Source organism: Nostoc sp. FACHB-110, assembly GCF_014697425.1.
In the GTDB taxonomy this organism is placed as follows: Bacteria; Cyanobacteriota; Cyanobacteriia; order Cyanobacteriales; family Nostocaceae; genus Nostoc_B.
On record NZ_JACJRU010000017.1, the window covers coordinates 1 to 24,785 of the forward strand.

The 24,785-nt window shown below is 41.1% G+C and carries 26 protein-coding genes, 1 tRNA gene and 1 pseudogene; 17 read left to right on the forward strand and 11 right to left on the reverse strand.

Annotated elements, in window-relative coordinates; all coding sequences use genetic code 11:
• A pseudogene (locus tag H6G69_RS16800) lies at positions 1–383 on the reverse strand (photosystem II D2 protein (photosystem q(a) protein)); the annotation flags it as partial.
• Between the two features lie 395 nt (positions 384–778).
• Here H6G69_RS16800 and H6G69_RS16805 point away from each other — a divergent pair.
• The 6 genes from H6G69_RS16805 (at position 779) to H6G69_RS16830 (ending at position 4,531) form a co-directional block, all read left to right on the forward strand.
• The gene (locus tag H6G69_RS16805) at positions 779–1,051 is read left to right on the forward strand and encodes a hypothetical protein (protein ID WP_190689369.1); all 273 of its coding nucleotides are present in this window, start codon (positions 779–781) and stop codon (positions 1,049–1,051) included.
• A gap of 13 nt (positions 1,052–1,064) precedes the next feature.
• Positions 1,065–1,742 carry an ABC transporter ATP-binding protein gene (locus tag H6G69_RS16810; RefSeq protein WP_190689372.1) on the forward strand — a complete coding sequence of 226 codons (678 nt, stop codon included), beginning with the start codon at positions 1,065–1,067 and terminating at the stop codon, positions 1,740–1,742.
• Between the two features lie 392 nt (positions 1,743–2,134).
• Complete coding sequence (locus H6G69_RS16815) at positions 2,135–2,686, forward strand: NYN domain-containing protein (RefSeq protein ID WP_190689375.1); 552 nt, start codon at positions 2,135–2,137, stop codon at positions 2,684–2,686.
• Between the two features lie 150 nt (positions 2,687–2,836).
• A tRNA-Asn gene (locus H6G69_RS16820) sits at positions 2,837–2,908 on the forward strand.
• Positions 2,909–2,933: 25 nt separating this feature from the next.
• On the forward strand, positions 2,934–4,130 hold the full coding sequence (locus H6G69_RS16825; RefSeq protein WP_190689377.1) for an aminotransferase class V-fold PLP-dependent enzyme: 1,197 nt from the start codon (positions 2,934–2,936) through the stop codon (positions 4,128–4,130).
• Positions 4,131–4,231: 101 nt separating this feature from the next.
• The gene (locus tag H6G69_RS16830; RefSeq protein ID WP_190689379.1) at positions 4,232–4,531 is read left to right on the forward strand and encodes a hypothetical protein; all 300 of its coding nucleotides are present in this window, start codon (positions 4,232–4,234) and stop codon (positions 4,529–4,531) included.
• Positions 4,532–4,674: 143 nt separating this feature from the next.
• On the opposite strand, the gene H6G69_RS16835 is transcribed toward H6G69_RS16830, so the two are convergent.
• The gene (locus H6G69_RS16835; RefSeq protein ID WP_190689382.1) at positions 4,675–7,146 is read right to left on the reverse strand and encodes a VIT domain-containing protein; all 2,472 of its coding nucleotides are present in this window, start codon (positions 7,144–7,146) and stop codon (positions 4,675–4,677) included.
• Between the two features lie 369 nt (positions 7,147–7,515).
• Between H6G69_RS16835 and H6G69_RS16840 the strand changes: the two genes are divergently transcribed.
• From H6G69_RS16840 to H6G69_RS16850, 3 genes are all read left to right on the forward strand, one after another.
• Positions 7,516–7,902, forward strand: a complete 387-nt coding sequence (locus tag H6G69_RS16840) for a hypothetical protein (RefSeq protein ID WP_190689384.1) — start codon at positions 7,516–7,518, stop codon at positions 7,900–7,902.
• Entirely contained in the window at positions 7,902–8,327 is a 426-nt protein-coding gene (locus tag H6G69_RS16845) for an HNH endonuclease (RefSeq protein WP_190689386.1), read from the forward strand. Before H6G69_RS16840 ends, H6G69_RS16845 begins: the two co-directional genes overlap by 1 nt.
• Before the next feature lie 114 nt (positions 8,328–8,441).
• A complete protein-coding gene (locus tag H6G69_RS16850) occupies positions 8,442–8,699 on the forward strand; it encodes a hypothetical protein (RefSeq protein ID WP_190689389.1) in 258 nt (85 codons plus the stop codon).
• 40 nt (positions 8,700–8,739) lie between these two features.
• Here H6G69_RS16850 and H6G69_RS16855 read toward each other — a convergent pair whose 3' ends face one another.
• Positions 8,740–9,231 (reverse strand): DUF3368 domain-containing protein, encoded by a 492-nt coding sequence (locus H6G69_RS16855; protein ID WP_190689391.1) that lies wholly within the window; start codon positions 9,229–9,231, stop codon positions 8,740–8,742.
• The gene (locus H6G69_RS16860) at positions 9,228–9,473 is read right to left on the reverse strand and encodes a UPF0175 family protein (protein WP_190689394.1); all 246 of its coding nucleotides are present in this window, start codon (positions 9,471–9,473) and stop codon (positions 9,228–9,230) included. The genes H6G69_RS16855 and H6G69_RS16860 overlap by 4 nt, the downstream gene beginning before the upstream one ends.
• A 102-nt stretch (positions 9,474–9,575) precedes the next feature.
• On the opposite strand from H6G69_RS16860, the gene H6G69_RS16865 reads away from it, so the two are divergent.
• Positions 9,576–11,066, forward strand: coding sequence for an NB-ARC domain-containing protein (locus H6G69_RS16865; protein ID WP_190689398.1), 1,491 nt, complete (start codon positions 9,576–9,578; stop codon positions 11,064–11,066).
• 103 nt (positions 11,067–11,169) lie between these two features.
• Here H6G69_RS16865 and H6G69_RS16870 read toward each other — a convergent pair whose 3' ends face one another.
• Both H6G69_RS16870 and H6G69_RS16875 read right to left on the reverse strand, forming a co-directional pair.
• Entirely contained in the window at positions 11,170–12,015 is an 846-nt protein-coding gene (locus tag H6G69_RS16870; protein ID WP_190689400.1) for a M56 family metallopeptidase, read from the reverse strand.
• A 3-nt stretch (positions 12,016–12,018) separates the two neighbouring features.
• Positions 12,019–12,435, reverse strand: a complete 417-nt coding sequence (locus H6G69_RS16875; RefSeq protein WP_190689403.1) for a BlaI/MecI/CopY family transcriptional regulator — start codon at positions 12,433–12,435, stop codon at positions 12,019–12,021.
• A gap of 315 nt (positions 12,436–12,750) precedes the next feature.
• Between H6G69_RS16875 and H6G69_RS16880 the strand changes: the two genes are divergently transcribed.
• Positions 12,751–13,488, forward strand: a complete 738-nt coding sequence (locus tag H6G69_RS16880; RefSeq protein WP_190689405.1) for a 2-phosphosulfolactate phosphatase family protein — start codon at positions 12,751–12,753, stop codon at positions 13,486–13,488.
• 307 nt (positions 13,489–13,795) lie between these two features.
• On the opposite strand, the gene H6G69_RS16885 is transcribed toward H6G69_RS16880, so the two are convergent.
• Entirely contained in the window at positions 13,796–15,445 is a 1,650-nt protein-coding gene (locus H6G69_RS16885) for an RluA family pseudouridine synthase (RefSeq protein WP_190689408.1), read from the reverse strand.
• Between the two features lie 506 nt (positions 15,446–15,951).
• On the opposite strand from H6G69_RS16885, the gene H6G69_RS16890 reads away from it, so the two are divergent.
• From H6G69_RS16890 to H6G69_RS16905, 4 genes are read left to right on the forward strand one after another with little or no spacing between them, the layout of a single operon-like run.
• Positions 15,952–17,493: a Mu transposase C-terminal domain-containing protein gene (locus tag H6G69_RS16890; protein ID WP_313951236.1), complete on the forward strand. Its 1,542-nt coding sequence runs from the start codon at positions 15,952–15,954 to the stop codon at positions 17,491–17,493.
• 56 nt (positions 17,494–17,549) lie between these two features.
• The gene (locus H6G69_RS16895; RefSeq protein ID WP_206757646.1) at positions 17,550–18,560 is read left to right on the forward strand and encodes a transposase family protein; all 1,011 of its coding nucleotides are present in this window, start codon (positions 17,550–17,552) and stop codon (positions 18,558–18,560) included.
• A 23-nt stretch (positions 18,561–18,583) separates the two neighbouring features.
• On the forward strand, positions 18,584–19,000 hold the full coding sequence (locus H6G69_RS16900) for a XisH family protein (RefSeq protein ID WP_190689411.1): 417 nt from the start codon (positions 18,584–18,586) through the stop codon (positions 18,998–19,000).
• Positions 18,988–19,323 carry a XisI protein gene (locus H6G69_RS16905; RefSeq protein ID WP_190689414.1) on the forward strand — a complete coding sequence of 112 codons (336 nt, stop codon included), beginning with the start codon at positions 18,988–18,990 and terminating at the stop codon, positions 19,321–19,323. Before H6G69_RS16900 ends, H6G69_RS16905 begins: the two co-directional genes overlap by 13 nt.
• Before the next feature lie 133 nt (positions 19,324–19,456).
• Here the strand turns inward: H6G69_RS16905 and H6G69_RS16910 are convergent, their stop codons facing one another.
• Positions 19,457–19,804: an STAS-like domain-containing protein gene (locus H6G69_RS16910; protein WP_190689417.1), complete on the reverse strand. Its 348-nt coding sequence runs from the start codon at positions 19,802–19,804 to the stop codon at positions 19,457–19,459.
• Between the two features lie 239 nt (positions 19,805–20,043).
• On the opposite strand from H6G69_RS16910, the gene H6G69_RS16915 reads away from it, so the two are divergent.
• Entirely contained in the window at positions 20,044–20,262 is a 219-nt protein-coding gene (locus H6G69_RS16915; protein WP_190689420.1) for a transferase hexapeptide repeat containing protein, read from the forward strand.
• Between the two features lie 63 nt (positions 20,263–20,325).
• Here the strand turns inward: H6G69_RS16915 and H6G69_RS16920 are convergent, their stop codons facing one another.
• Positions 20,326–20,760, reverse strand: a complete 435-nt coding sequence (locus tag H6G69_RS16920; protein WP_190689423.1) for a hypothetical protein — start codon at positions 20,758–20,760, stop codon at positions 20,326–20,328.
• On the reverse strand, positions 20,753–20,968 hold the full coding sequence (locus H6G69_RS16925) for a hypothetical protein (RefSeq protein WP_190689425.1): 216 nt from the start codon (positions 20,966–20,968) through the stop codon (positions 20,753–20,755). Before H6G69_RS16925 ends, H6G69_RS16920 begins: the two co-directional genes overlap by 8 nt.
• A gap of 139 nt (positions 20,969–21,107) precedes the next feature.
• Here H6G69_RS16925 and H6G69_RS16930 point away from each other — a divergent pair, with 139 nt between their 5' ends.
• Positions 21,108–24,320 (forward strand): type I restriction endonuclease subunit R, encoded by a 3,213-nt coding sequence (locus tag H6G69_RS16930; protein WP_190689428.1) that lies wholly within the window; start codon positions 21,108–21,110, stop codon positions 24,318–24,320.
• 12 nt (positions 24,321–24,332) lie between these two features.
• On the opposite strand, the gene H6G69_RS16935 is transcribed toward H6G69_RS16930, so the two are convergent.
• On the reverse strand, positions 24,333–24,785 hold the full coding sequence (locus H6G69_RS16935; protein ID WP_190689432.1) for a MerR family transcriptional regulator: 453 nt from the start codon (positions 24,783–24,785) through the stop codon (positions 24,333–24,335).

The following is a 24,785-nucleotide window of genomic DNA, read 5'->3' on the forward strand; positions in this document are numbered from 1 at the left end:
CGCAGCATGAAGCCGATTAAGCCGAAGGCTCCGTGTAGGGCTACGAATGGCCACAACCCACCCAATTGAAACCAACGGGTGAAGTCGCCTTGAGCTTCTGGCCCCCACAACAGCAATAGGGAGTGTCCCATGCTGTCGGCTGGGGTGGATACTGCTACTGTCAAGAAGTTACAGCCTTCGAGGTAGGATGATGCTAATCCGTGGGTGTACCAGGATGTGACGAAGGTTGTGCCGGTTAACCAACCGCCGAGTGCGAGGAAGGCGCAGGGGAATAGTAATATTCCTGACCAACCTACGAATACGAAGCGATCGCGTTTTAACCAGTCGTCTAGTACGTCAAACCACCCTCTTCTACTTGGGGCGCGTCCAACTGCGATGGTCATGAGAGTAAAACTCCGATTATCTTATAAGTACTGTTCTGCGATTGTCTGACTTTTAACAGTCGGACTCATGCAGAAAATTAACTGGGTTGTCAATCCAATTTACAATTTTTTACTGACTCTAATAATTCTAGGTAAAAATCGTTAATTTTTCCAGGGGATTTGGAATCAAATTTAATATTTTGGGGCGTAGGAAGTCGGGAAGAGAAAGTCAGGAGTAGGGTTTGAGGATATTTTTTGATTTTCTAAAAAATTCTCATTTAATCCAGGCGGCAGGTATGCCGCTATCTACAAGCAATGAAAATAAGACATTTTTCCCCACTCCCAACTCCCTATTCCCCACTCCCTCATCACTGGACGTTAAAATGATGGCTACAGCTATGTTTGATTAAAGCTAAATGTTTACTATTGACATAAGTGTAAGAAACACTGCTTTCCCGATATCGGTACAACGGAAGACCACAGAAGACGCTGAGGCTGTCTATCAGCTAATTTTGGCAGCGATCCGTTCTGGCAATCCTGATATTGTAGAACTAAAGTGTGAGGGCAAGACCGAAAAGAAAATTGCTGTCCGTGCTAGTGAAATTTCTGGAGTACAGATTATTCAGAAAGATGGAGTCAGCACTAGCAGTGGCAGACCACCTGGCTTTTTTGCCTTAGCTGGTGAGTAACTAAGGTGTAGCAATGGCGGAACTGGGCATCCAGGTTAAAGATTTAAATTTTAGTTGGCCTAATGGTGAGACGGCTATCAAATCTTGCTCTTTAGAAGTACCCAAGGGTGAATTTTGGATGCTGTTGGGTACTAATGGCAGTGGTAAATCCACATTACTGCGCTTGTTGGCGGGGTTATTAGTGCCTCAGAAGGGTGAAATTGGGGTTTTGCCGCCTGTCGGGTTTGTTTTTCAAAATCCTGATCATCAATTAGTTATGCCAACTGTCGGTGCAGATGTGGCGTTTGGGCTGGTGGAAGAAAAACTACCACCTGCTGTGGTGAGGGCAAGAGTTGAGGAAGCTTTAGGGGCCGTCAATTTGCTGTCTTTGCAATTGCGTCCTATATATGCTTTGAGTGGGGGACAAAAACAGCGTGTGGCAATTGCAGGTGCAATTGCTCGTCACTGTGAAATTTTATTATTAGATGAACCCACAGCTTTACTCGACCCAGATAGTCAACTAGATTTAGTTGCTGGTGTCCACCGCCTAGTTAAAAGTCGCGGTATAACAGCTTTGTGGGTGACGCATCGTTTAGATGAGTTGAATTACTGTGATGGGGCTTTTTTGCTAGAAAAAGGCTCTTTAGTTGATTGGGGTGAACCACAACGCCTCAAACAAAGATTGATGACAGCAGATAATGAAGTCACCTAAATCATCGATTAGGAAATAGGGAACGGGTGTAATCATTCCCTATTCCCTACTATCTGGTAACTGCTATAAAGCTAATTAATCAATAATTACTAACATCTTAGACGCGCCATTAATGGCGCGTTTATCTTTGGCACGAAAAATTTATAGCAACTACTTAAAATTGATAACGCTTGTGCAGCAAGAGTTTACAGCCGATAAATTGATTGGTAAAGTCTCCATTCTACCCGCTACTCTCTGCACTTTTGCTTCTTAATTGAGGGGTTTTTTAGCTAAAATTTGCAATCTCTTCGCATTTTTAGGTCATTTGTAACATAGTGTTACAGGCAATGCTTCAATTACTATAAAAGTTATGAATGGATTGTGTTAACTCTCTTAAATTGTGATTAAAAACCATGCCCCGTACCTCAGCCCCAGCCGTTCTCTTGGTAGACGGCTACAACATAATAGGCGCTTGGCCTTGTCTGAAAAAAACTCGTGATAGTGCTGGCTTAGAGGCGGCACGCTGGGAACTGGTCGAAGCGATGATTGGTTACAGTGCGTTTCAAGGTTATGAAACTCAAATCGTTTTCGATGCCCAATATCAGAATTCGTCTTGTAATCAGGAAACTATTACAGAGCTTGTCTCAGTTCATTACACTGATTTTGGACAAACGGCAGATACTTACATCGAAAAAATTTGCGCCTCTTTGCGATCGCACATTACCACATCTCGCATTTCGCGGATGATAGTGGCAACCTCAGACAGAGCGCAACAGTTGGTGGTACAGGGGTATGGGGCTGAATGGTTATCAGCGCAACAACTGTGCAGTGCTGTAGAAACTACAGTTTGTCGAGTCCGGCAAAAATATCAAACCCGCAAAAAACCAAATAGTAGATTTTTGGCTAGTGCTATTGATGATCAAGCGCGCCAGAAGTTGGTGGCATTGCGTATGGGATTACAGTAGCTATTAGCATCCAAAAGTCTCTAATCTGCCTCCAGAGGGGGTTTTTGGTTGCAACATTCTCAAAAATCAAATATCAACAAAAAAAGTTAGCGAAACTACTTGCAATTTTTGAGTTACTACGCTACTATTAGAAATTGTGAGCGACAGCGTTCCTCAGTAGCTCAGCGGTAGAGCGATCGACTGTTAATCGATTGGTCGCTGGTTCGAATCCAGCCTGGGGAGTTTGAAAAACTATGAAGGATGAAGTATGAAGGATGAAAAGTTAGATTTCAAACTTCAATCATCATCTTATCAAGAGCTATGGTCACTGGATAGCAATGTAGTTTTTCTTAATCATGGTTCTTTTGGTGCTTGTCCGAAGGCTGTATTGGCGGTGCAACAAAATTTGCGATCGCAGTTAGAGCAAGACCCAGTAAACTTTTTTGGCAGAAAATGGGAACCACTGATAGATAATGCCAGAAGCAAGTTAGCAGCTTTTATCAATGCTGATGTCCAAGATTTAGTATTTGTCCCGAATGCGACAACTGGTGTTAATTCAGTGTTGCGTTCTCTGCACTTTGCACCAGATGATGAAATTCTGACTACCAATCATGAATATAATGCTTGTCGTAATGCGTTAAACTTTATCGCTAGTCGGACTGGCGCGCGAGTAGTTGTGGCACAGGTTCCTTTTCCGATAGAGTCGCCACAGCAGGTGATTGCAGCAGTTATCAGCAAAGTTTCACCTAAAACACGATTAGCATTATTAGATCATGTTACTAGCCAAACAGGTTTAATATTTCCTATTCAACAGTTGGTACAGGAATTGCAGGCGCGGGATGTAGAGACATTGGTCGATGGCGCTCATGCACCTGGGATGGTTGATTTGAATATGCCAGAGATTGGTGCAACTTACTATACCGGAAATTGCCATAAATGGGTATCAGCACCTAAAGGAGCCGCATTTTTGTATGTGCGACGGGATAAACATTCCCAAATACATCCTTTAACAATTAGTCACGGTGCTAATTCACCGCGCACAGATAAAAGCCGCTTTCAATTGGAATTTGACTGGATAGGTTCAGATGATCCTACCGCGTATATGTGCGTACCGGAAGCGATCGCTTTTATGGGTTCGTTGTTACCTGGTGGGTGGACGGAATTACGCCAGCGTAACCATCAACTAGTTTTAGAAGGTAGAAAGATACTTTGTGAAGCACTCAATATACAGTCACCTTGTCCTGAAGAAATGATTGGTTCAATGGCTGTTGTACCTATGCCTGCAAGTTTAGAAAGATACAGTTATATAGCATTGCATGATGAATTGTTTGATAATTTTGACATTCAAGTGCAAGTTGTTCCCTGGCAAGAATCGCCTCGCTTGCTAGTAAGAATTTCTGCCCAAATTTACAACACACTTGAGCAATATCAGTATTTGGCAAAAGTCTTAAAAGATTTAAAATAGTATACCTTTGTAGTTAAATTAACAGCACTAATTTCTAAATTCGCTAGAATCGTTATAGGCTGATTAAACCAAAATTTAACTGTCATACTGGTGGCCTAATTGTGAAAAATATTTTATCTAATTGTTTGCAAGCTACAACTTTGAGCTTAGGGCTATTGATTACTAGTCCGGTTTTAGCTCAACAGCTTCCTCCTGCACCAGTACTTAATGGTGTACTGCATCCTAGAGATGATAAATTTTTTGTAGAGGGAAGAGAAAAATTAGAAACAGAGATTCAAAATCTATCTCTAGAAAGAAGTCTAGCAGATACATTGCTGAAAATTCGTACAGAAAAAATCGAAAGACAAGAAAAGCCATTGCCTGATAACCAGCCTCAGACTTTACCATTAAATAAAGACTAATATCAACAAAAAAATATTTTGTATCATCCAATTTTTATCAAGTTTCTAGGCATCTAAAAACTTTATCTACTAATTGTAGATGTGTAGAATAATTGCGATCGCTTGGCACAAAAAAACCGGGATAACCCCGGTATAAATTGATATTAAGATTGCACCCTAATTGTCAGTGAAACTGTAGTTGAGCGCATTTTTGGAGGTCGCCAAGAGATCAGCGATCGCCTGATAATATCAATTACAGTCTGTTCTTTGAGAGATGAAGCTTGCTCATCCAGTAATACTTGATTAACTCTGGTCTTATTTATTAGCAATTCAAACACTAAATCGCCACTGAAACCTGTAGGTAACTGGATAGATTGTAAATACTGCGTCAAAAGAGCCATCATTTGCTGATTTAATCCAATCACACTTACTACCTTTAGATGCTTAACAGGATTAAATTCCTCTAAATATTTTTCTGCTTCTTCTGAGTTTACATCCTCAAAATCTTCATTCCAACTACGGTAATTTCGTTGTCGAGATTTCGGCGGCGGTGGTGGTTCGCTAAAACGGTAATCAAGGTCATACAATGAGAATTCATTTTCCGATTCCGCACTTAGTTCCATTGATAAAGATAGATCATCGAAACTACTCTCAGCTTCCTGTGCGCCTGGAGATTCTACTCCTCGCCTACGTTGCAAAAACTCAGGTGGAGTAGATATTGCTCTTACTACGGGAGCAGGATTAATAGCACTCCCAAAAATACCTTGATAACTGATACCTTCAGCCATTTCTACAGGTACTTGCACCGAAACTGAAGCCTGATGTGAATCAACTCGTACATCATCACTTACCGCCACAAAAGCTGTATATTGCGACAAAAGTTGATAAGTCAAAGCTGTATCTGTAACTGCTTCTACACCTAATTTAGTTTCTCCGCTCACCATCTGATTCATCAAATCTTTGATGCGAGAACGTCCCCACAGTTGAGCAATGGCGGGGTTTCCCATTTCCTCAAAGTTCAGGTTAAAAGTATGCTGGTAGCGTGTACCACCCGCCGTAATTCCAGTGATGTGCAGTCTTCCCGCACACGCATCTGGTTTCTTGCCAAATAATACTAACGGCTGTTCAGCAAATAAATCTGGTGGTGTATGAGGATAGATAATTGGCGGTTCTCCTTCACCTTCCCATTGCCAATTAATGTTAGCGAGAACAGGATTATTAATCTGACGGAAGAATTTATCTACGACTTCATCGGTTGGTTCGTCATGGCGAATAATGCGAGAAATACCCCGTCCTAATTCTGCGATGCGGTTGAGTAAAAAGCGGTTGACAGAACTCCCTGCACCAAAACTATAGAGGCGGTTTCCGGGTTGCAGATGTTGTTGCACTGCGGAGAGAATTTGATTTTCATTGCCGATATAGCCATCAGTCAGCAGTACAATACTCCGCAAACGTCCGGGATCTGTGACTGGGAAATTCAAAACGGTGCGAATTCCGTGTAACATTTCCGTTCCACCATTCGCACGCAAATGATTAACGTAATTGATGGCTTGTGTGCGATTGTGGAAATTATTAGCGAGGGGAACAGGCGATAATTGCCGAGTTGTATCAGAAAAATCAATAATACTGAAAGTATCATCAGGGTTGAGTCCCTTGATAAAGCGGCGCATCAATTCCTGACACTGCATCAAAGGCGCACCCATCTGTGAACCAGAAGTATCGATGAGAAACACCACATCTTTGGGAACAACTTGATCCCGACGGTATTGGAGTGCAGGAATTAGATAAAGTGCAAAGTGTCCCCCGCGTTCATCGGTTTGGGTGAGTATGGTGGATTGGGTGCGATCGCCTGCCACTTGATAGCGTAAAATCAAATCTTTGTTAGGAATTGTGTCTGCGCTGGCAAGTTTTACCTGCACTCGTTGTCCTATATGGGTAAGATGAATTTGATGAGAAGGCGATCGTACATCTTGAATTTCAACTCCCGCATCAATTTCTATTGTCACATTAATATCATGGGGCGATCGCGTACCCGATGGCAGAATAGGTGCATTTAACCGCGAAGCATCTGGAACTAAATCAGTATCTTGATTTTGCATCATCGGTGCAGATGCCGAACCAACAACGCCTGCATTTTCCTCAATTGGTATCCCTGGAATGTAACGCGGCCCTACAACCATCGGGAAAACAAACTCGTAATTCCCCTCTGCAAATTTCAGACTATCAGAGTAGCAAATAATCACATCAATTTGCTCACCCGGTTGAATATTGGCAAGGGATTGAGTAAAAATATTGTCTCTTTCCTGTTCTAAAAGTCCGGCAGTACGTCCTTGTTGCTTGGCTCGTTCGTATATTTGCTGTGCTTCTTGGCGTTTTTTGATACTGCCTTTGATAGTTTTGTCACCAATCCGAATCAGCATATCATCAACAGCCGCCTCATCAGGTAACGGAAAGATGTAGACAGCTTCTAGTGTAGTTGTGAATGGATTTTCAAAACTTTGGGTAACTTCCACCCGCGAGATATTTCCGGCAATTTTGGCTTGTACTTCTGTGTGCTTGAGGGGGAAAGCTATTTGCTGTTTTTCAGGTGTTTGGACGTACAAGCCACCAGTTTGGTGTTCTATAGTTTGAGTCATATCTGTTACCTCACGCTTTTATGTTATGTCTCTAGCGTAGGCGTGTTTATTTGGTAGATATGCTCAGTTTTGTGTTCAGTTGATGCTCAGTGATGGGTTCACTGTGAGATTTCACGTTTTCCTAGCCGATAAGCGGCAATTGTTAAATCATATATCTAGGGCTACTTACTTTACGGCGATTTTGGCAAGGCGATGAACGCTCGCACCGTATCTATCAAACAGTTGTAATCATTTGCTTGGCCTACATTTGGGCGTGTTAGGATATTTTGCAGAATCTGGTAGAGCAAAGATGAAAGCGATCGCATTCAGTCTTGAGAATAAAACAGCGATCGCAGGTAAAAATTAAATAAGAATATCCATCTCAGACTTATGAGTACCAAAATCACTATTACATTGCCTGACGAAATTTATCAACGTGCTGAACGCTTTGCACGACTGGCAAATCGGGATATTGCAAGTATTTTGGCAGATACAATTCAACTCTCAATTCCAGTGGTGAGTACAGAAATTAACAACCTAGACTCTGTTTCAGTTCTCTCCAATGAACAAGTTCTAGCGTTGACGGAACTGCACATGGAACCGGAACAGGATTCACGCTTAAGTGAACTGCTTGATCGCCAACAAGCCGGGACTATGACAGAAAATGAACTTTCAGAGTTAAAAGCCTTGATGCAGATTTATCAAGAAGGACTCTTAAGGAAAGCAACTGCGCTCAATGAAGCTGTCAAACGTGGGCTGATTCAACCTTTAAGCTAATGAGCCAAATTTCAGAAGAGATTAGGGCGCGAATTCGCACACAGGCAAATAATCAATGTGGGTACTGTCTTAGTCTGCAAAAGTATGTTCTAGGAATTCTAGAAATCGAACACATAATTCCTAAAGCAGTGGGCGGTAGTGATGATGAGGAAAATTTATGGCTTGCTTGTCGATTATGCAATTCTTACAAAGGTATCCAGACCGATGCTAGAGATCCTGTAACGAATCATAAAGTAAAACTTTTCAATCCTCGTCAACAAAAATGGTTTGATCATTTCACCTGGACAAAGAATGGTACTCAGATTACAGGTCTAACTCCCTGCGGTCGTGCAACTGTCTTGGCTTTACCACTGAACAATCCCTATGCAGTCACAGTGAGACAAGCGTGGGTTTCTGCTGGCTGGCATCCACCGACTGAAGCCTGAATAAAATTAAAGTAAATTTAGCGATCGCACTATTATCTATCAGACAGTTGTAATGATGTGCTTGCCTGACATTTGGGCGTGTTAGGATCTTTGACAAAATCTGGTAGAGCAAAGATGAAGGCGATTGAAGTAACTGGAAAGATTGATGCTCAAGGAAATTTAATTTTAGATGAGCCAATTCAGGGAACAACTTACCCTGATCAAGTACGGGTGATTGTGTTAATTCCAGAACAAGTGGAAACAGAAGAGTTTGACCCAGATGATACACCAGTTGAAGAAATTAAAGCCAGCCTGAGAAGAGCTTTACAGCAAGCGAAAACTGGTCAAACAAGACCAATCAGTGAGATGTGGGACGGAATTGATGCAGAGTGAACGCGTAGTTTAAATCATACATTGGTGCTTGGGAAGCGGCCTAGTTATCCTCACCAACCAGCTGTAAAACTCGATTGTATAAAGCTGCATCAATCCAAAACCCTGCTTGATTACGCAAAGCATCCATTAAAGGTTTGACTGTCAAAATTAGTCCTCGATTTTTCGCTTCCGCTAAAATGCCTAAAATCCCCACATATCGGAGTTGTAGTCTGCCAGCAATCAAACGACCACGACGTTCATCAATCAGAAGTTGATCAGCCTTGATTTCTAGTGCCAGAGCAATTGCTTCAGCTTCACCTTTATCTAAGTCATTTGCCAGTGCTTCCACAACCGTGCGATCGCCCACTTGAATAATTTGAATCCAATCAAAGGTTTGTACTTCAGTTGCACCTGCCACAGGAAATTCAGGATCAGTTAGTTCTTGATAAACTGCTTCTGGAATAATCACAGTACCGTAAAGGTGCTGTAGTAGATTAAGGTGATTGATGGCTGCAAGATTGTTGATAGGAGAGGTATCGCTAACAATAATCACAACCTGCCCATCTCCTGCAAGTTTTTGATGTCTTGTTCAAAATCATCCACACCATAGTGAACTGGAATTTGCCGACTGGCAAGTAGATGTTGAAACGCAATACGGTTCATCTGTGCTAAACGACTGGCTTGAGCAAGGGTAAGTTTTTCTTTCTCAAACAACATAACTGCAATTTCTTGTTTCAGTTCAGCGTTAGTCATACGGGTTGCAGCTAAAATTTCATCAGGAATAAAGATGCTCATGGCTGAATTTATCTCTACATCACTATTCTATTTATTGATACGGGCAGAAAGTTCTGTTAAGCCAAAATAGAGACGATCTGCTCATTTAATATATGTATATTTATGTCAAACTCGCTTAAAGCATCAACAACTGGACTGGCAATTGTAGAGAAGGCAAGAAAGCGTCTTGGGTGGACGAAAACCAGCACGGCGCGTTGGTGGCAGGATGCTCATACTTCTAGGGCTACTTTACGGCGATTTTGGCAAGGCGATCGCATCCAGCACGAAATTTTTATTGCTATTTGTCAGGCTGTTGGCATTCAAGATTGGCAAAGCATTGCAGATATCTCTGATGCAGATTCAGAAATTATTTTAGAACCATCTAAACCCTATCTTGATTGGTATGAAGCTCCTGATGTCGAAAGTTTTTTTGGGCGAAATCTGGAATTAGAGCAGTTAGAGGAATGGATAATTAGCGATCGCTATAAACTAATAACCATTGTAGGCATTGCTGGTATTGGAAAAACTGCTCTTTTACTTGCTCTGGCTGACCGCATTCAGACACAATTTGATTGTTTAATTTGGCGATCGCTTTATACTGCACCTTCTTTGATTTCTCTGCTTGAAAATTTACTGAACATCTTTGAGCAAACTGTTGTTAATGAAGTTAACAAAGGGACAGCAAAGCTCATACATCATTTGCAGCAACGTCGTTGTTTATTGATATTAGATGGGCTAGATACTGTTGAGTTAACATCAGAATATAATCGATTTTTTCATCAATTAAGCCGTCATCATAAAAGTTGTGTTTTTATTACTAGCCGCGAACAACCAAAATTTAGCGAAATTCAGTCAAAAACAGCTAATTGTTGGCAATTAAAAGGATTATCAAACCTAGCCGCTTTAGAACTACTACAATCTCGAGGATTCACAGGGAAAGAATTAGGACTGCCAAATTTAATTCAACTTTATCGCGGCAATCCATTAGCCTTAAAACTTGTGACTCCATTGATTCAATCTGTTTTTGGGGGCAATGTTGCTGCATTTATCAATCAGCATACTTTAGTGATTAGCGATCGCTTACAAATTATCCTCAAACAGCAATTTGAGCAACTTTCTGATTTAGAACAAGATATTGTTTACTGGTTAGCAATTTGGCAAGAACCTGTAACTTTCTGCCGATTACAAACTCATCTGCTGATATCTGTTGATCCCTCGATGGTTTTAGCCGGAATTTTAGCTCTAGAAAGGCGAGCGCTTTTAGAAAAATGGGTGAGTAGCAGCGAAGTGGCTTTCACGTTGCAACCAATGGTGATGAAAGTAGTCACTGATGAGTTAGTAGAAAATGCGGCTCAAGAAATTCATCAGGTAGCCGAGAGTTATGAGATTCGTCATTTCAAAATACTCCGAACTCATTGGTTACTCCGTCCTGGTAGTGATGATATTATCGGCGATCGCATTTTGTATCAACTGCAAGAAAAGCTGTGGCGGATGTATGGTGCGTTTCTGCCACAAGCTCTTCAAGACATACTGTTATTGTTAAAGGATAAGTCACCTTTAGCAATTGGCTATATCGCTAGCAATATAACCACACTCCTAAATTGTCAACAATAGGGTGTAGTGAAAACAGCATTAGACGGGGCTTGTATCGCGCGCGGTTTTTGCTGCTGTCTCTTCCCTACACCCCGTCCCAACTGGGCTTGGTCAAACGTCAATTTTAAGTGTGGAATAACACTGTTAACAATGGTATAAACGCTAACAGAAAACCATGCCAAGATTGCCATTTGATTGTGGCTGTTGGTTCTGGTGGTGCTAATAAAGCATTAATTCTTTGTTCTAAGCGATCGCCTACACTATCACCTAAAGCCGCACAGCAAATTTCAGATTCTGGTAATACAGAAGTTTGGCTAACAACCAACAGCAAAGATTCTGCTAGTATCAATGGATCTACATAAGATGCAGCGTAACTGTCTGCGCGTAGTTCGCGTAACACTAACAATTCTTGCCATAAAGCATTTGTATTCGGCAACCAAGCGGTGCAGGAACGCACCCAACCCAGCCAGAAAAACCAAAATGTATCTCGGTAATGGTGATGCCCTTGTTCGTGTGCTAAGACGCTTTCTACATGAGCAGGTGAAAGAGTTTGCAGTAGTCCTGCACTCACTACTAATTCGGGTTGCCAAAAACCAATTTGTCCGGCGAAGAGTGCTGGTGTGTTGAGCAACCTGACGGGTTGACCATCAAGATTGACCAAGGGCGAGTGGCGCGCCGATTTTACAGACTGCCAACCTTGAATAGCCAGTTTAATACATAAAAAGGCAAAAAATCCCAAACTGATGAATGCTAAATCATAGCTAAACCAGCCTGTATAGGTTCCACCCATTCTGCCTTGTGGCCCCATGCACAAAACGGCGATCGCCGTCATAAAAATTAGCAAAGGCGGAAACAGAAATAAAAATAGCGATCGCCGCCACCGCGTGTTCCAATTGCCTTGGGTAGTAATCTCAGCACATCTTAATATCCACGAGACGGCCAAAGCAGTCAAAATCATCACTAGATGCATTTATTATTCCTCCCTGGCTTGGCGTGCGGCTTGAATGCGTTTAGCGATCGCTTCTATTTGTTTGCTAGTAGTTTCATCCAGACTATCGGCAAAGGCCGCCACTACATCTGGATTACCTACCGCTAAAAATCGCTGTAACTGATCGTGAGCCTTGATTACCTGTGCTTGTTGCTTACTCAACAAAGGTCGCCAATAAAAAGCTCGACCTTGTTTATCACAGGCGAGCCATCCTTTTTCGGTCAGCCGACGCAAAACTGTAGTTACAGAAGTGTAAGCTAATTCTCTGTTAGGGTCAGCCAGAATGCGATCGTGGACATCTTTGACTGTAGCTGAACCCAATTCCCAGATAATATTCAAAATTTCTGCTTCTAATGGGCCTACAGATAGCTGTTTGGGGCGGTAGTCAGGTAAAGGAGCCATGTCAATTTTTTAGATACTAGAGGTTAAATTGGCGGATTGGATGCAAAATTCCCCTCTTGATATAGCAAGAAACATTGCCTAAAAAGTGTCAAGTATTTCAGATTTTGCAGTGTTCTGCTTGATGCAGCAACAAACATTACCCAGCAAAGTCACAAAATAAATCGATTATGTTTTTAGATTACCGTTGTTTGCCTTCATTGGCCTAACTCTTGGCATTCCCTCCAGAAAATACTATTACTTTAATTGTCACTTTGGTTGGTCACACAATTTAGAATGTATCTCGACAATAGAATTTAGAGCAGGTGTATCCAGCGCGTGAAGCTATTTGTATACCACACTCCGGAATTAACTCCGACGGATGAAGCTCCTGACTGCGCGATCGCAGTCGATGTCTTGCGAGCAACTAGCACAATTGCCACAGTCTTAGCGGCTGGCGGCGAAGCGGTGCAAGTCTTTAGCGATTTAGACAAACTCATGGAGACTAGCGAACAATGGCCAGCCGAAAAACGGTTACGAGCCGGAGAACGCGGCGGTGCTAGAGTTAGTGGCTTTGAACTTGGTAACTCTCCCCTAGACTGTACACCAGAGCTAGTGGAAGGTCGTCGTTTGTTTATTAGCACCACTAATGGCACTCGTGCTTTACAACGGGTACAACATTCCCCCGCCGTACTAGCAGCCGCTTTGATTAACCGCGCCACAATCGTACAGTATCTTCTAGAAAAGCAACCTGAAACAGTTTGGATTGTCGGTTCTGGTTGGGAAGGTAGTTTTGCCCTAGAGGATACAGTTTGTGCAGGAGCGATCGCATACAGTCTGGCAGAAAAAGCCAATATTTCCACAGATGAATTAGCTGGTAACGATGAATTAATTGGTGCGATCGCTCTTTATTCGCAATGGAAAAATAATTTATTGGGATTGCTTCATCATGCTAGTCATGGCAAGCGATTATTACGCCTTGACTGTCATGAAGACCTAAAATATTGTTCCCAAACTGATATTTTAGATGTTTTGCCAATACAACAAGAAATAGGAGTTTTAAAAAGTAAAAAATAAAACTTCTCACAAATTATCAAATACAGAGTTTTTAGTTATATTGGCTGGATTTGGTAATTATGCCAAACTCTAGCTTTGTTTGCTTATCTGGACACTTTAGTCTTTACGCGACGCTTGTTCTGCTGGTATTGACCTATTCCAATTATCCCTGGTATAGCAAGAGGTAAACCGCAGAAGGCAGAAGTAAAAATATTCCTACTACTGTCATTCACGCGGGCAAATTTTTTTATTTTGTGAACTCTTTGCTACTTAATTACCAGGGATATTCAAATAATAAAATCAATTTTTGTTAACTCATTTCCGGCAATTAAAAAGGCGTTTTTGTTTGTAAATGCAGAGCTTTTGCTAAATAAGGATGTGGAAAAATTAGTTCTCTAGCATGAAGGTGTAAACGGCTGACATTAGCACAACATCCATAAAGGCGATCGCCTAAAATAACTATACCTAAACCTACTGCTGCATGAACTCTTAATTGATGAGTACGTCCTGTTAGCGGCGTAAATTCTACACGGGTGTAGTTTCCTTCTGGAGAAATCACCCGAAAACGCGTCAAGCTTGGTTTACCATACTGCCAATTCACTTGTTGGTAAGGGCGATTTTCGGGATCACCCCAAAGTGGCAGTTCAATTAAACCTTCCTTAGTTGTCATAAATCCAGCAAGTATCGCTTCATATATTTTATTGACTTGTCGCTGTTGAAATTGCTGACTGAGTTGTTTGTAGGTTTGGCGATCGCGTGCTATTAATAAAATGCCAGAAGTATCTTGATCTAACCGATGCACAGCCATCAACTCACTATCACCTAACCCACAGCGCAAACGACTCAGCACACTATCTTGGGTTTTGTGATATCTACCTGGAACCGAAAGCAATCCAGCAGGTTTATCCACAGCAATTAACCATTCATCTTGATAAATAATCGCCTCTTGCTCAATTCCTTGTCCTATCCCCGACAACAAAAACCCCATCAACGGCTGACAGCGTTCTACACAAGCCCCATAAAATTCACCTTGCACTTTATCGCCTGAAGATGCTCCCCACCAAAATTCAGCCATTGCTAGGGGTTTGAGGTGGTGTGTAGCTGCATAATGTAGCAACTTTGGGGCGCAACAATCACCTGTACCCGTTGGTAAACCATTTGGCATCAATTGTTGTAATGATAAAGATTGCCCAAAAAAATTCATCAAAGAATAAGCAGCGTGCATCTGTGCTTGGAGATGACGTGACAAAGCTTTACGCTCTTGCTTCAATTCCTGTATTCTCGCATCTGCTTTTGCAATAATGTGCTGTAGCGGCTTTAAAACAGCATCGCGTTGACGTTTGTATTGTCGTCGCTCAATTCCTTCTCGACGGCTAGCTTCATCAAGCTGTGCAAGAGTAGAACTGAGTGCTTCCCCAGTCAGAGTTTCGCAAAGTAGTCGGCGTTGTTCTTGGCGTTGATTTTTTTGCTGGTTATGGCGAGCGCTCATTGCTTGTAATTTTTGCTGAAACTCAACCGCAAGAATTTCATACTGCTGTCGTTCGGGTAATTGCTGTAAGCTGATGAGTTCTTGTTTAATCGCTTCTAGTTGAGCTAAAGTTTGCACTTCTTCAACAGCGACATTCTCTCGCCCTGGAATAGGGGGAACCCAGCCTGCTACCAAACTTTGACTATTCAATAATCCAGAAAAAGCCTTGATAATGCGTTGTTCACCCGAAGGTAGTTCTACCAACAATACGCCATACATTTTACCCTCACAGGCATAACCCTCATCACTGGCGAGGTGTTTCATTAAACTAACTGCGATCGCTTCTACTAAAATAGTGCGGGGTAATCTCAGCAGTTCCCCTGTGTGCGGACAACGCCCTTCGTAGGAGTAGCTTATAAATGAAGAGTTTAAAGCAACGTTGCTGTCAATAAAGTCTGCAAGTGGATGTAGTGTAGCAGGAAACAGATGATTGAGTTGCTGATTCTCCATATTGTTTAAAATTCTTAGTTCCCAGAGATTAAGAATTTCAGTATTGCTGAATCAGGGGATGAATTTTGATGTATTGAAATTTTTAACTCGTTATTCTCTCTGCTTTTCTGCGCCTCTGCGTGAGATCAATCATCCCGTAATTATGCAACGCCAGAATTTCAATAGCGGAAACTCAAAAGCAGAATATAGTATCTTTAAATTAAACGCCAAAAAGCGACTAATTATGTCTTATCTGTGATAAATATGTACAGTGACAAATTAAATGTCGTTGTGACAAATTAGTGTCATTTATTAAATGCTTGTACAGCAAGAGTTTTAGCTATTTAAAAGGTATTACATTATTTCTCGGTAGTGACTAAATAAATGTCGCTTTCTGTAAAAATGACAAATTAACTGACGCTTCAGAATTTAGAAAAAAGGCTTTGTATATTTTCATAATGACAAATTGACTGTCGTTTTCCTAATCCATAGAATAACATTATGTATTTATAAATTACTTTTAATTCATGAACAGAAATATTATGTCTGACTTTACTGTTCATACATCTGTAAATGCTGCGGACGTTCTATCACAAGAGAGCAACACATCTCCTGAGACTAATGTGATTGTTACAGAACTCTCAGAGGAAGCCCAACTCAAGCTAGAGGTGATCCAAACTTTACTTGAGCCTTGCGATCGCACAACTTACGGGCAGAAGTTGAAGGAAACTGCGGAAAAACTGGGTGTGACAGTGCGAACGGTGCAGCGTTTAGTAAAAAAATGGGAAGAGGATGGCTTAGTCGGATTCACTCAGACAGGTAGGGCTGATAAAGGAAAACATCGAATTGGTGAGTTTTGGGAAAACTTCATCATCAAAACTTATAAGGAAGGTAGCAAGGGTAGTAAACGCATGACTCCCAAACAAGTTGCCCTGAGAGTTCAAGCTAAAGCGCGTGAACTAGGTGACTCCAAGCCTCCTAATTACAGAACAGTTTTAAGGGTATTAGCTCCCATATTGGAACAAAAAGAAAAAACTAAGAGTATCCGCAGCCCTGGTTGGCGGGGGACAACACTTTCCGTTAAAACTCTTGAAGGACAAGATTTATCAGTCGACTACAGCAACCATGTCTGGCAATGTGACCATACTCGTGTAGATGTTTTGCTAGTAGATCAGCATGGTGAACTTCTAAGTCGTCCCTGGCTAACAACTGTAATTGATACTTATTCTCGTTGCATCATGGGTATTAATTTGGGCTTTGATGCGCCTAGTTCAGTTGTAGTAGCTTTAGCATTACGCCATGCGATTTTGCCCAAAAAATACGGTGCAGAGTACAAACTGCACTGCGAATGGGGAACTTACGGTAAGCCAGAACATTTTTATACTGATGCGGGTAAAGATTTTCGTTCAAACCATTTAAGTCAAATCGGGGCGCAATTGGGGTTTATTTGTCATTTACGCGATCGCCCCAGTGAAGGTGGAGTAGTTGAGCGTCCTTTTAAGACATTGAATGACCAACTGTTTTCAACGCTTCCAGGGTACACCGGATCTAATTTGCAGGAACGCCCAGAAGATGCAGAGAAGGATGCAAAACTCACCTTACGGGAACTAGAACAGTTACTAGTTCGCTATATTGTTGACCGCTACAACCAAAGTATTGATGCGCGAATGGGGGATCAGACTCGCTTTGAGCGTTGGGAAGCTGGACTACCCACAGTACCAGAGCCAATGGCAGATAGAGATTTGGATATCTGCCTGATGAAGCAGTCACGGCGTACAGTGCAAAGAGGAGGATATTTACAGTTTCAAAATTTAATGTATCGGGGGGAATATTTGGCAGGTGATGCTGGGGAAACTGTCAATTTAAGATTTGATCCCAGAGACATTACAACCATTCTGGTTTATCGCCAGGAGAAAAATCAAGAAGTGTTCCTAACTCGCGCTCATGCTCAAGGTTTGGAGACAGAGCAACTGTCATTAGATGAGGCTGAGGCAGCAAGTCGCAGGCTCCGTAGCGCAGGCAAGACTATCAGTAACCAATCATTAGACTTGTCCGAAATATTAACTTAGGGAAAGAAAAATGGTAAAACGTTAAATTGAGCATTTACCATTTTTCTGAATTAGGTATGGTTTTTGATTATATCGAGAAATATCCACATAGAACAAAACAAATTTTAGGAATTAGTTACGAACAACTGCAATCACTGTTAAGATGTGCCGAAAAGCGACACCAAGAAATCAAAGTGAAACAGGAGAGCCAAAAAATTAGAATCAATGCGTCTGGAGGAGGTCGGCCAACCAAGTTGTCAAGAAGTGAGCAAGTCTGTTTATGCTTATATTATCTAAGACAGATGCCAACATTTCAAGTATTAGGAATGATGTTTGGCGTTTCTAAGACAGAAGCTAACGACACTTTTCATTATTGGATACCAATCCTCCGAGATATTTTACCAGCTAGTTTATTAGAACAAGTCTCAAAAAATGAAAGTGATTTACTATTTGTTCAAGAAGTGTTAACTAATTTTAGGCTATTAGTCGATAGTCTGGAACAGCCAATATATAGGGACTATGACCAAAAAGAACAACAAAAATATTTTTCTGGTAAGAAGAGACAACATACATTGAAAAGTCTAATGTTTGGGATGCCAGAAGGGAAAGATATTGTGGAAGTAGAAATAGGTGTTCCTGGCCCAACAGCAGATATAAATTTGTTTCGTAAATCTCAGACAAAGTTTGATAAGTCTCAACCTTTTTCGGGTGATAAAGGCTTTCAAGGAGGCGAAAATATCACTACTCCACATAAAAGAAAACCGAAGCGAGAATTAAGTCAACAGCAAAAAGATGAAAATAAGGCTGATTCTAATCAAGTAAGCGCGGAATTTATCAAGTACTCTATCGATACTATTAAAGTAAGAATGCGGAATGTTTCAACTGGTGCTGCTCAAGATAATTTAAGTTTAGAAAAAATAAAGATATTTGATTTTTTAGTTCCTGATAAAGAAACAATGCAACTTTTTACTAGAATAACTAACCCTATGTTCTTGCAGATGAAAAACTTACTTGTAACAAATGAGAATCTTCGCCAAGCCCGTGATTTACTCCTCCCTCGCCTGATGAACGGAAGCATCGCCGTGTAGAAAATCTTTTATAATGCTATATTATGCCAGCCAGAGATATCTTTCACAACGCAGTCAAAAAAGGACTAGAAAAACAAGGGTGGAAAATTACCCATGATCCCTTATCCGTTAGTTTCGAGTTAGGGGATATGTACATAGACTTAGGTGCGGAAAAAATTCTAGCAGCAGAAAGAGAGGGCGAAAAAATTGCTGTTGAAATTAAAAGCTTTTTTAAAACATCTGCGATTTCTGAATTTCACACAGCTTTAGGACAGTTTATTAACTATCGACTAGCATTATCTGAACAAGAACCAGACCGTACTCTCTATTTAGCAGTTCCCATCGACACATACACTTCTTTCTTTACTATCAGACTTTTACAAAATATTATCAAAACATATCAACTTAAATTAATTACCTATCAGCCTGTAACGGAGGAGATAGTCGAATGGATAAACTAAAAAAATATCAACAAATAATTAAGCAACTTCTCCAAGAATATGCTGCAATTTCTAATCAAGCTCCAGAAATTGAAACTCAATTAATTTTTGACACAGAACATCACCACTATCAACTTGTAAATGTCGGCTGGAAAAATGACCGTCGTGTTTATGGTTGTTTTTTACATCTAGACATCAAAGATGGTAAAGTTTGGCTGCAACACAACGGAACAGAAAATGAAGTTGGAGAAGATTTAGCAAATTTAGGTATCCCCAAACAGGATATTGTCATCGGCTTTCATTCGCCATTTAAACGCCAATTTACAGATTATGCTGTGGGTTAAATATTACCTTACCAAAAGCTTACCTTGACTTCTGGCTGCGGAAATCGCCCCACTGTTAGCTGTAAAAACTCTAATTCCTGGAACAGTCAAATAATCACCCTCCGGGTTCGCCAGTTGCTTTCCGAAACAGCCATTAATATGTATTTGCTTGTTCGCTGATAACTTGGTCTAACCGACTACGAAAATTAGGGTCGGAATAATACCGCTTTGAGTTTTCAATTACTAACTTAAGTATCTGCTTACCAACTGCATTGAGATTAGAAAACTTTAGTAGACGATTTAGCTTATCTGGCTCAATATCTCGAAGTAATTGTCCAATGGCAAAATTGAAGAAGGGGGAAGCAAATATTTCCACTCCTGCAAAGTCTAGCTCAACCTGATGCTCTGCTAATAATTCTGGATAAACCAAATCATACACCTTCTGACCATCGCCCGGTGTAATACAGTTTTTGCCTATTAAGGTAAGGATTTCGTGCTTCATACTTAAATCTCTCCCTTAAAACAACAGCTCGTCATCAGCTTCAAAGTCCAAAGCATACAGTGACTCATCGCAGAGGAGCGTAATGTTTACCAGCGTTCCTCCAAAAAAAGTTTGTTTATTTTCGTAAATTTCTCCATTTTCATCTATTGTCGCACATCCATAATGGCTTAAAATTACACATCCATCATCGCTTAAAATTTAAATATCCCAACTGTTGATATTCACAAGCCTTAAAAATCATGTTAGATGAAACTACTATTGAGCAACGCTTGGTAAATCTTGAACGTACAGTTACCGAACTCAAACGTCTGCTGATAGCATCTCCCACCCCTAGCAATTGGTTAGAAAAAGTGACTGGTTCCATTTCTGATGAGCAAACTTTCCTGGAAGTTTTGGAATATGGAAAATCGTTACGTTACGCAGACAAACCCGCAGACGAAATGAGTGAATCAGTGTGAAGTACCTTTTTGATACCGACCAGTTGCAAATTCAATTTGCCGGGGCTTAAGTTGACTTTTGATCTATGATGGTTCTGAAGTCTTTTTCTTAGGAATTACTGCAAAATAGAGTTGTGAGCGGTAAAAGCAAACGTCAAACTCCATAAAAAAATTCACTTGTCCTAAAATCAGAGGAACTTGCACAGATTTTGTCCAAGCAAATACAAGTTGTACAGGTTCAAACTGACGAATCACTCCTTGAATCACTACAACACGAGCTTCAAATTGAGCAAGATTACCTGTCAAGTTCAAAGTTGCTGTCTGCTGTTCCCAAATATATCCAAGTTCAATTCCAGCTTGATAAGGTAACACATTTACTGTTGCTCCTGTATCTAACAAAGCGGATGCTGTTATTGAGCATTGCTGACTCACAAGCTGAATTGGCATATATGGACGAAAACCAGCCTCACCTAACGTTGTGTCAGCATTGACAAAAGGAAATTCCTCGACGCTAGGCATTGTTTTGATTTTTGGTTACTTGCAAAACTTCTAGCATTGTATTTGCGGCTTCAAAGGCATCATAAGGAGACGAAACAGGATAAGATTGTCCAGGTTTGATTAGTTCAGTCTCTTGTTGGGCTAACTCTGATACTAAAACCTGCACAATATAAAGTTTATCAGCGCGGTTAAGCCCTTGCAGTGTATTAAGTAATTCGGCTGAAACCATCTTTAATTACCAATTGTCATTTATGCTCACATATCCATCATCGCTTAAAATTTGAAGTATTCTTTTAAAGGCGATACTTGCTACTTACTCAATTCCAAAGCTATCAATATAAGAGCTACCTGTATCACCTATCACCCCCATGAGTGCCGAATATTCCGAAGACCGCCTGGTGCAACAAACTACCGCTAATTTCTTTGAACAAACCCTGAAATGGCACTCAGTTTACGCATACAAAAAAGAAACATTCGGCACTAACGGTACACTAGGACGCAAAGATAAACGAGAAGTTGTTCTCACACGCTATCTTCGCCAAGCACTAGAGAAATTTAATCCTGGTCATCCACAGCAAGTATACGACGATGCGATCGCCCAATTCACCACATCCAATATTTCAGACCAATTAGTTACCATCAACCAGAAAAAATACCAACTCATCCGTGAAGGTATCCCAGAGAAACCCTACAAAAATCCAGAGGGTGAAACCATCAATCCCCGCCTCAAAGTGATTGACTTTCAAAACCCCGAAAATAATCATTTCCTGGTTGTGCGGGAATTGTCTATTAAAGGTTCTCTCTATTCCAAACGGCCTGATATTATCGGTTTTGTTAATGGAATTCCTTTACTATTTATTGAACTTAAAGCCACCCACCGCAACGTCAGAGTGGCTTACGAAGACAACTACACCGATTACAAAGACACTATACCCGAAATTTTCCATCACAACGCCATAGTCATGTTGAGTAATGGAATAGAGGGGAAAGTTGGTAGCATCACCAGTCGCTACAGCCATTTTCAAGAATGGAAACGTCTAGAGGAAGAAGAAAAAGGCAAAGTTGACTACCAAACAATGTTAATGGGAATGTGCCGTAAAGACAATTTCCTCGACATCATCGAAAACTTCATTCTCTTTGATGACAGTAGCGGTAAAACTATCAAAATTCTAGCTCGTAATCACCAGTTTGTTGGTGTAAACCGCGCATTTACCGCCGTTCAACAGCGAGAAGTCCGAGAAGGTAAACTTGGCGTTTTTTGGCATACTCAAGGTAGCGGTAAATCTTACTCGATGGCATTTCTCACTCGCAAAGCCCACCGCCAATTACCAGGTAATTTTACCTTTGTCATCGTCACAGATCGCCAAGAATTAGATAATCAAATCGTAAAAACCTTCGCTGGCGTTGATGCTATCAAAGAGACTAATACTCAAGCGGCCAGTGGTGAACAATTAGCTGAATTACTCAAAGACAACCATCGCTACGTTTTCACGCTTATTCACAAATTCAACAAACCAGGTGAGACTTACTCCCTCCGTCCCGATATTATAGTCATCTCCGACGAAGCGCACCGTACCCAATACGGTAAACTTGCGGAAAATATGCGCCAAGCCTTACCCAATGCGTCTTTCATCGGCTTTACTGGTACACCCTTGATGGAGTCGGAAGAAGACCAACTTACCCATCGAGTTTTCGGTGGCTACGTTTCCACCTACGACTTCCAACGTGCTGTTGAAGATGGTGCAACTGTTCCCCTCTACTACGACAATCGAGGCGAAGAATTATATTATGACGACAAAGGTAGTCAACGCCAGGTTGCAGTTTCCGAGGAACTAAATCAACGCCTCGCTACTGCGATTGAACAATTTGAACTCGACGCTGAACAGGAAGAAGCTGTCCGTCGTCGCTTGGGGGGAGAATATCTCATCCTTACCGCCGAAAAACGTTTAGATCGAATCGCCCAAGACTTAGTAGCTCACTATACCCAACGTTGGCAAACAGGAAAAGCCATGCTTGTTTGTCTAGATAAAATTACCGCCGTGCGAATGCACGGACTTATCGATAAATACTGGAAACAAGCAATACAAGCACAGAAACAATTAGTCAAACAAGCTGCTGATGAACAAGAGGAAGTGGAACACCAGCAACATCTGCAATGGCTGGAGTCAACCGAATATTTATTTGTGATTAGCGAAGCCCAAAACGAAGTTAAAACTTTCAAAGATTGGGGTTTAGATATAATTCCCCATCGCCAAATTATCAAAAGTCGCAATCTAGAAGAAGAATTTAAGAACGAAAAACACCCTTTCCGCTTTGCGATTGTCTGCGCCATGTGGTTAACAGGCTTTGATGTCCCCAGCCTTGCCACATTATATGTAGATAAACCCTTACAAGGACATACTCTCATGCAAGCGATCGCCCGTGCAAACCGCGTCCATGAAGGTAAAAATAACGGCTTATTAATTGATTACAACGGTATTTTAACAAGTCTCCGTGCCGCCCTTGCAAGATATTCTCGTGCAGAAGTAGGAAGCGAAGATGAAAGTATAACACCTTACAACGACCTGAACCAATTGCAAAAAGATTATGCGATCGCACTTCAAAGTTGTATTGACCACATCGCCAATCTGGGGTTTGACTTGCAAGAATTGGTAGAAACAGAAGGATTTGATAAAATTGCTGCTTTATCGAGTGCAGTTAATACAGTTTGTACTAACGATGAATCTCGCGCCCGCTTTGAAGTATTAGCAAGAGAAGTCTTTAAAAAGAAACAGGCACTAATCACTGAACCGAAATTAACTGCACCTTATCAAGGAAGATATAACGCCATTGAGCAAATTTACAAACACTTACACGAACAACACAAAATATCTCTAGATATCAACGCTGTTCTCCGTTCCTTACAAGGTATTGTTAGCGAATTTATCAACGTTGATACTTCTCGTCTTCCAGGTTCAGAGTCAGGCAAAACTTACAATATCAGCAATATAGACTTTGAGTTATTAAAAGCAGAATTTGCCAATTCCCCAACTAAAAATACCTCAGTTCAAACTTTGAAAGAAGCCGTCGAACGCCAACTTCAGCGAATGATCCAACAAAACCCATCTTGCATTGACTACTACACGCGCTATCAACAAGTTATGCAAAACTATAACCGCGAAACCGACCGAGTAGCCATTGAGCAAACATTTGAGGAACTGCTGAAACTTGTCAAAGACTTATCTGAAGAAGATACTCGTGCTGTCCGCGAAGGTTTAAGCGAAGAACACCTTGCCGTTTTTGACTTGCTTTGCTCATCTAAAGATAATTTGGATACCAGAATTAGAAACCGCATCAAACAAGTTGCTCAGTCTTTAATTGAAGCTGTGAAATCACAATTACAGCAACTAGAAAACTGGCGGGATAAGGAATCTACAAGAGCCACAATTAAGAGTTTTATTTACGATTATTTATACAGCGAAGACACAGGTTTACCTGTAGATGCCTACGATGATAGCGATGTAGATAACCTGAGTAATATAGTATTTCTCCATATTTATCAGCAGTATAAAAGTGCTAATCAGCATCCTTATGTAGCGTAATATTACTTAATATTACTTGCTAAAGCGTTTGAGATTTTGGTGTAAGAGTTCGTGAATGCGATCGCACCAAAAGGGAATCACCGTTTGTCCTTGACAAAGTGCTTCTAGGGCAGCTTGTTTATCAAACTCTGCCATTTGCAAAGGTTGTTCATGCGATCGCGTGGGTACTAACATGAGTCGCTTCATCTTTTCTTCTGGGACAGACTCATCAAATAGCCAAGGTTCCCGTTCGCGTAGTGTTTCTAATGCTGCATGGCAAACCTCAAAATTTAAACCGATTGATAGCAACTGTTCCATTACCGTTAACGCCAACAGGTCAGCTTTGGAGTAGTAAACATTACGACCTTTGCCACTACTGTTAACAGTAGGTACTATAACTCCCTTCTCTCGCCAATACTGCAACTGGCGGCGAGAGCAATGAGTAATTTCTGCTGCTTCTGTGCTTGTGTAGAACTTTCCTTCCAT

Bases quoted from the DNA above. Each gene is read 5' to 3' on its own strand.
- H6G69_RS16805 (WP_190689369.1), top strand. From the start codon at position 779: ATGTTTACTATTGACATAAGTGTAAGAAACACTGCTTTCCCGATATCG.
- H6G69_RS16810 (WP_190689372.1), top strand. From the start codon at position 1,065: ATGGCGGAACTGGGCATCCAGGTTAAAGATTTAAATTTTAGTTGGCCT.
- H6G69_RS16815 (WP_190689375.1), top strand. From the start codon at position 2,135: ATGCCCCGTACCTCAGCCCCAGCCGTTCTCTTGGTAGACGGCTACAAC.
- H6G69_RS16825 (WP_190689377.1), top strand. From the start codon at position 2,934: ATGAAGGATGAAAAGTTAGATTTCAAACTTCAATCATCATCTTATCAA.
- H6G69_RS16835 (WP_190689382.1), bottom strand. From the start codon at position 7,146: ATGACTCAAACTATAGAACACCAAACTGGTGGCTTGTACGTCCAAACA.
- H6G69_RS16840 (WP_190689384.1), top strand. From the start codon at position 7,516: ATGAGTACCAAAATCACTATTACATTGCCTGACGAAATTTATCAACGT.
- H6G69_RS16845 (WP_190689386.1), top strand. From the start codon at position 7,902: ATGAGCCAAATTTCAGAAGAGATTAGGGCGCGAATTCGCACACAGGCA.
- H6G69_RS16850 (WP_190689389.1), top strand. From the start codon at position 8,442: ATGAAGGCGATTGAAGTAACTGGAAAGATTGATGCTCAAGGAAATTTA.
- H6G69_RS16860 (WP_190689394.1), bottom strand. From the start codon at position 9,473: ATGAGCATCTTTATTCCTGATGAAATTTTAGCTGCAACCCGTATGACT.
- H6G69_RS16865 (WP_190689398.1), top strand. From the start codon at position 9,576: ATGTCAAACTCGCTTAAAGCATCAACAACTGGACTGGCAATTGTAGAG.
- H6G69_RS16870 (WP_190689400.1), bottom strand. From the start codon at position 12,015: ATGCATCTAGTGATGATTTTGACTGCTTTGGCCGTCTCGTGGATATTA.
- H6G69_RS16875 (WP_190689403.1), bottom strand. From the start codon at position 12,435: ATGGCTCCTTTACCTGACTACCGCCCCAAACAGCTATCTGTAGGCCCA.
- H6G69_RS16885 (WP_190689408.1), bottom strand. From the start codon at position 15,445: ATGGAGAATCAGCAACTCAATCATCTGTTTCCTGCTACACTACATCCA.
- H6G69_RS16890 (WP_313951236.1), top strand. From the start codon at position 15,952: ATGAACAGAAATATTATGTCTGACTTTACTGTTCATACATCTGTAAAT.
- H6G69_RS16895 (WP_206757646.1), top strand. From the start codon at position 17,550: ATGGTTTTTGATTATATCGAGAAATATCCACATAGAACAAAACAAATT.
- H6G69_RS16900 (WP_190689411.1), top strand. From the start codon at position 18,584: ATGCCAGCCAGAGATATCTTTCACAACGCAGTCAAAAAAGGACTAGAA.
- H6G69_RS16905 (WP_190689414.1), top strand. From the start codon at position 18,988: ATGGATAAACTAAAAAAATATCAACAAATAATTAAGCAACTTCTCCAA.
- H6G69_RS16910 (WP_190689417.1), bottom strand. From the start codon at position 19,804: ATGAAGCACGAAATCCTTACCTTAATAGGCAAAAACTGTATTACACCG.
- H6G69_RS16915 (WP_190689420.1), top strand. From the start codon at position 20,044: ATGTTAGATGAAACTACTATTGAGCAACGCTTGGTAAATCTTGAACGT.
- H6G69_RS16920 (WP_190689423.1), bottom strand. From the start codon at position 20,760: ATGCCTAGCGTCGAGGAATTTCCTTTTGTCAATGCTGACACAACGTTA.
- H6G69_RS16925 (WP_190689425.1), bottom strand. From the start codon at position 20,968: ATGGTTTCAGCCGAATTACTTAATACACTGCAAGGGCTTAACCGCGCT.
- H6G69_RS16930 (WP_190689428.1), top strand. From the start codon at position 21,108: ATGAGTGCCGAATATTCCGAAGACCGCCTGGTGCAACAAACTACCGCT.
- H6G69_RS16935 (WP_190689432.1), bottom strand. From the start codon at position 24,785: ATGGAAGGAAAGTTCTACACAAGCACAGAAGCAGCAGAAATTACTCAT.